The sequence below is a fragment of the Streptomyces sp. genome, assembly GCF_036524955.1.
Classification (GTDB): Bacteria; Actinomycetota; Actinomycetes; order Streptomycetales; family Streptomycetaceae; genus Actinacidiphila.
Window position 1 is genome coordinate 1 of record NZ_DATDBG010000256.1, and the last position, 3,199, is coordinate 3,199.

General features: G+C 71.9%; 2 protein-coding genes and 2 pseudogenes. 2 read left to right on the forward strand and 2 right to left on the reverse strand.

The genetic code is table 11. The annotated features are described in order from the left end of the window. Window positions 1-334, reverse strand: a pseudogene (locus VIW71_RS26655) (DUF6879 family protein); the annotation flags it as partial. Window positions 335-1,095: 761 nt separating this feature from the next. Here VIW71_RS26655 and VIW71_RS20220 point away from each other — a divergent pair. Both VIW71_RS20220 and VIW71_RS20225 read left to right on the forward strand, forming a co-directional pair. Then, window positions 1,096-2,001 (forward strand): helix-turn-helix domain-containing protein, encoded by a 906-nt coding sequence (locus VIW71_RS20220; RefSeq protein ID WP_331623811.1) that lies wholly within the window; start codon window positions 1,096-1,098, stop codon window positions 1,999-2,001. After that, a complete protein-coding gene (locus VIW71_RS20225) occupies window positions 1,998-2,183 on the forward strand; it encodes a DUF397 domain-containing protein (protein ID WP_331623812.1) in 186 nt (61 codons plus the stop codon). The genes VIW71_RS20220 and VIW71_RS20225 overlap by 4 nt, the downstream gene beginning before the upstream one ends. A gap of 295 nt (window positions 2,184-2,478) precedes the next feature. Here the strand turns inward: VIW71_RS20225 and VIW71_RS20230 are convergent. After that, a pseudogene (locus VIW71_RS20230) lies at window positions 2,479-2,864 on the reverse strand (FAD-binding protein); the annotation flags it as partial. Window positions 2,865-3,199 lie beyond the last annotated feature (335 nt).

The window sequence follows — 3,199 nt, forward strand, 5'->3', positions numbered from 1 at the left end:
CACCCGCCCGTTCCGGGGCCGACGGCTTCCCCGAACGCCGCGCCTGGCCGGCCGCAGCGCATGCATGACCCGGCAGAGGGCGGCTCCACCGAGGGAGACCGGTTCGGCCGTCGCTCGGCGGGGGCGATGTCCTCGGCGGGCAGGACCCGGACGGGGATGCCGCGCTGGGGGTCAGCCGCAGGGGGTGCAGCTTCCACTGCATGTACGGCGTGAGGGGTTCCTCGACGATACGCAGGCGATGGAAGGTGTGGCCGTTGCGCTCGTCCGCGTCGGCGGCCTTGCGGAGGTTGCCGCGCTCGGCTCCGAACAGGCGCAGCACCTCCTCCCGGTCGCCCGGCGCAGCGCGTCCCGGCTCTCGTCCGCCTCCTCGAAAGTGCTGAGGGCGTTCGAGTTTTCAGGAGTCGACGTTGCGCAGCGCGTCATGCCGCTCGCGGAAGTCGCTCGTGCGCGGCGCGGGTAAGGCGTTCGCCCTGGTCGGCGGGGAGGGCTGGGGCACGGAGGTCGAGCACGGAGGGGGCGCCTTGGCGGTGGGGTGGTCGTGATGGGGTGCGGCCGGCCCGTGTGGGCGCCCCGGGGCCGGTACCTGCCGTGGCGACGGGGGGAACGCCACATGCCCGTGGGTACAAGCCGGTTCGGGTGGCCCGGTGGACCGGCCGCCAGGCCAGCGTGCCCGTCGGCCGGGCCCGGGACCAGGCCCGACCCGCGTGCTCCGCGCGAGCGTACGCAGGGGGTCGGCGCACGGTACGTGGCTGCGGCGTCGGGGCTAGGGGGAGCGCACGGCCCGACGGCAGATGCGGGGGGGCGTGCGCCGGACTGCCGTACGTGCGCCCGGCGGCTACCAACGGGTTCGGGTGCCGGTTCGCGCCGCCCCGCTGGACGCGCGGCGAGGCCCGACGGGGCTAACTCACCCCGGGTCAGCGGCAGTTGGGATGCGCCGGGAGCACGCCGGGTTCGTGTGGCAGGTGAGGCGCCAGGCCGGCGGCGCGTACGCTGCGCAAGCGTACGCGCACTTCGGGTGGACAGTACCCGTTACTCCTTGTGAGCATCCTCGCGTGGGAGTGATCGCGGGGCGGGTACGTGGGAGGTGGCCGGGACATGGCCGAGGCATTCGATGACGCGGAGGAACTGGGCTCCGGGGAGGCGGCGGGAGCGGTCGGCGGTGCGCCGTCATGGCTGGGCGGCGGCGGGGGCGGTGAGCCGGACACCTCCGACAGCCTGAAGACGTTCGGCGCGTTCCTCCAGGGCCTGCGGGAGTTCCACGGCCTGAGCCGCGAGGAGTTCGGCGAGCGCGTCATGCTCTCCCGGCACACCATCGCCTCGATCGAGATCGGTCGCCGCATGCCCGACGAGGACTTCGCCGCGCGGGCGGATGCCGCTCTCGGTAACACGGGCGCTTTACGGAAGGCCGTCAAGCACCTCGCCCGGCAGCCCGGGTTGGCGGCGTGGTTCAGGCAGTGGGCCCGGTTGGAGGCGGTGGCGATCAGCCTGTACACGTACGAGTGCCGCGTGGTACCAGGCTTGCTGCAGACCGAGGCGTACGCGCGTACGCAGTTCGAGCAACGTCTGCCGCCGTTGAGTGACGAAGATATCGAGGCCCAGTTGGTGGCTCGCCTTGGACGCCAACGGCTGCTGGTTGAACGCCCCCATACGGCGTTCAGTTTCATCCTGGACGAGCACCTGATCCTACGGCAGACGGGCGGCCCGCAGGTGACAGGGGAGCTCATCGATCACCTGCTGGAGATGGGCGCACGGCGGAACATCGAGATTCAAGTGCTGCCCCTGTCGACGGCGACGCATCCAGGCATGGACGGGCCCATCGTGCTGCAGGAGACGCCGGAGAACCGATGGTTCGCGTATTCCGAGGGGCAGGAGACCGGCCAGCTCATCTCCGACTCGAAGACGATCAGCGTGCTACAGAAGCGGTATGCCAAACTGCGCTCGCAGGCCCTCACATCCGAGGACTCCAGGGGCCTGCTAAAGCGATTGCGAGGAGCGCTATGAGCACCCCAGAACTAGCCTGGTTCAAGAGCAGCTACAGCGGCAGTTCCGGCGACAACTGCATCGAGGTAGCGGCGTGCCCTGGCACCGTCCACGTCCGGGACTCCAAGGACAAGGAGGGACCGCAGTTCGCCTTCTCCCCCGCCGAGTGGTCCGCCTTCGTGGAGTTCGCCAGCGCGCTCTGAGCCAGACAGCCATGTGCCCACACCGACGCAACATCGGTGCGGGCGCAGTCGTTCGCTGCCCGGTGTTGAGCCGCCTCTCGAAGTCCGTGTGCGGCCCGCATCTCGGCCGCAGATCGGCCTTGAAGAAGGGCGCGGTACCCGTGGGGGCGACTCCGCCCGAACGGGGACGACCTTTCGAAGGGGCTGTCGGCGACCCGGGGGGCGGGACGTGCGCTCGGTGAGGTGTTCGCCGAGCAGTTCGTTGACTTTAGCGGCTACGTGAACGTGAACGGCAACCGTTCCGGGGCCGGCGGCCTCATGGCGCGGTCGACCAGGGCGGGAGCGGCGCCCGGGTAGGTGGTGGGGTCGCAGAGGGCGGCCAGCTCGGCCGGGGTGCGGCGAGCGCCAGGACCGCGCAGGCGATGGCCTCGGAGTCGCCGAGGGTCACCGAGTCCACCCCGGGGCGGATACCGGCGGCGGTCACCCAGTGCACGGACTCGGTGGGGACGCCGTCGGCGAACCTGCGCGGATGCGCCCGGCCCCGCCCGTCGATGATCCGGTACGGGCGCTCGGTGACCGCCATCCCGCCGGACTCGTAACAGGCGCCCTGGCCGCTGGGGATGCGGTACGTGGTGCACTGCTCGGTGGCGAGCATTAGCGCAGCAGCGGCTCGGCCCGGCGGTCGCGTCCGGGAACCGGCACCGTCCCGCCCCGCGGACCCGGTCGGAGCCACCTTTTTGGCCGTGTGGGCGGTGTTGTGCCGGTGTGTTGTCCGTGTGCCGCCGGTGTGTCGCGCCGGGTCGCGACCGCGCGGCGGCGATCTTCTCTTCGAGGTGGCGTACGCGGGACCCGGAAGGCACCGCGACCCCGAAGTCCGGCGCACGAGAGAAACAGGTCCCCGCCATGAACAGCGTCAACCGCCGTTCCGTCCTGCTGGCCGCGCTGGGCGCCGCCGGCGCCGGCGCGCTCGGCGCCCGCGACGGCGCCGGCAGCCCCGACGGCACGGCCGCCCTCGCCGATGGAACGCCCGCCGGTGG

Excerpts from the sequence above, each read along its gene's own strand:
- VIW71_RS20220 (WP_331623811.1), top strand. The coding sequence starts at position 1,096 with ATGGCCGAGGCATTCGATGACGCGGAGGAACTGGGCTCCGGGGAGGCG.
- VIW71_RS20225 (WP_331623812.1), top strand. The coding sequence starts at position 1,998 with ATGAGCACCCCAGAACTAGCCTGGTTCAAGAGCAGCTACAGCGGCAGT.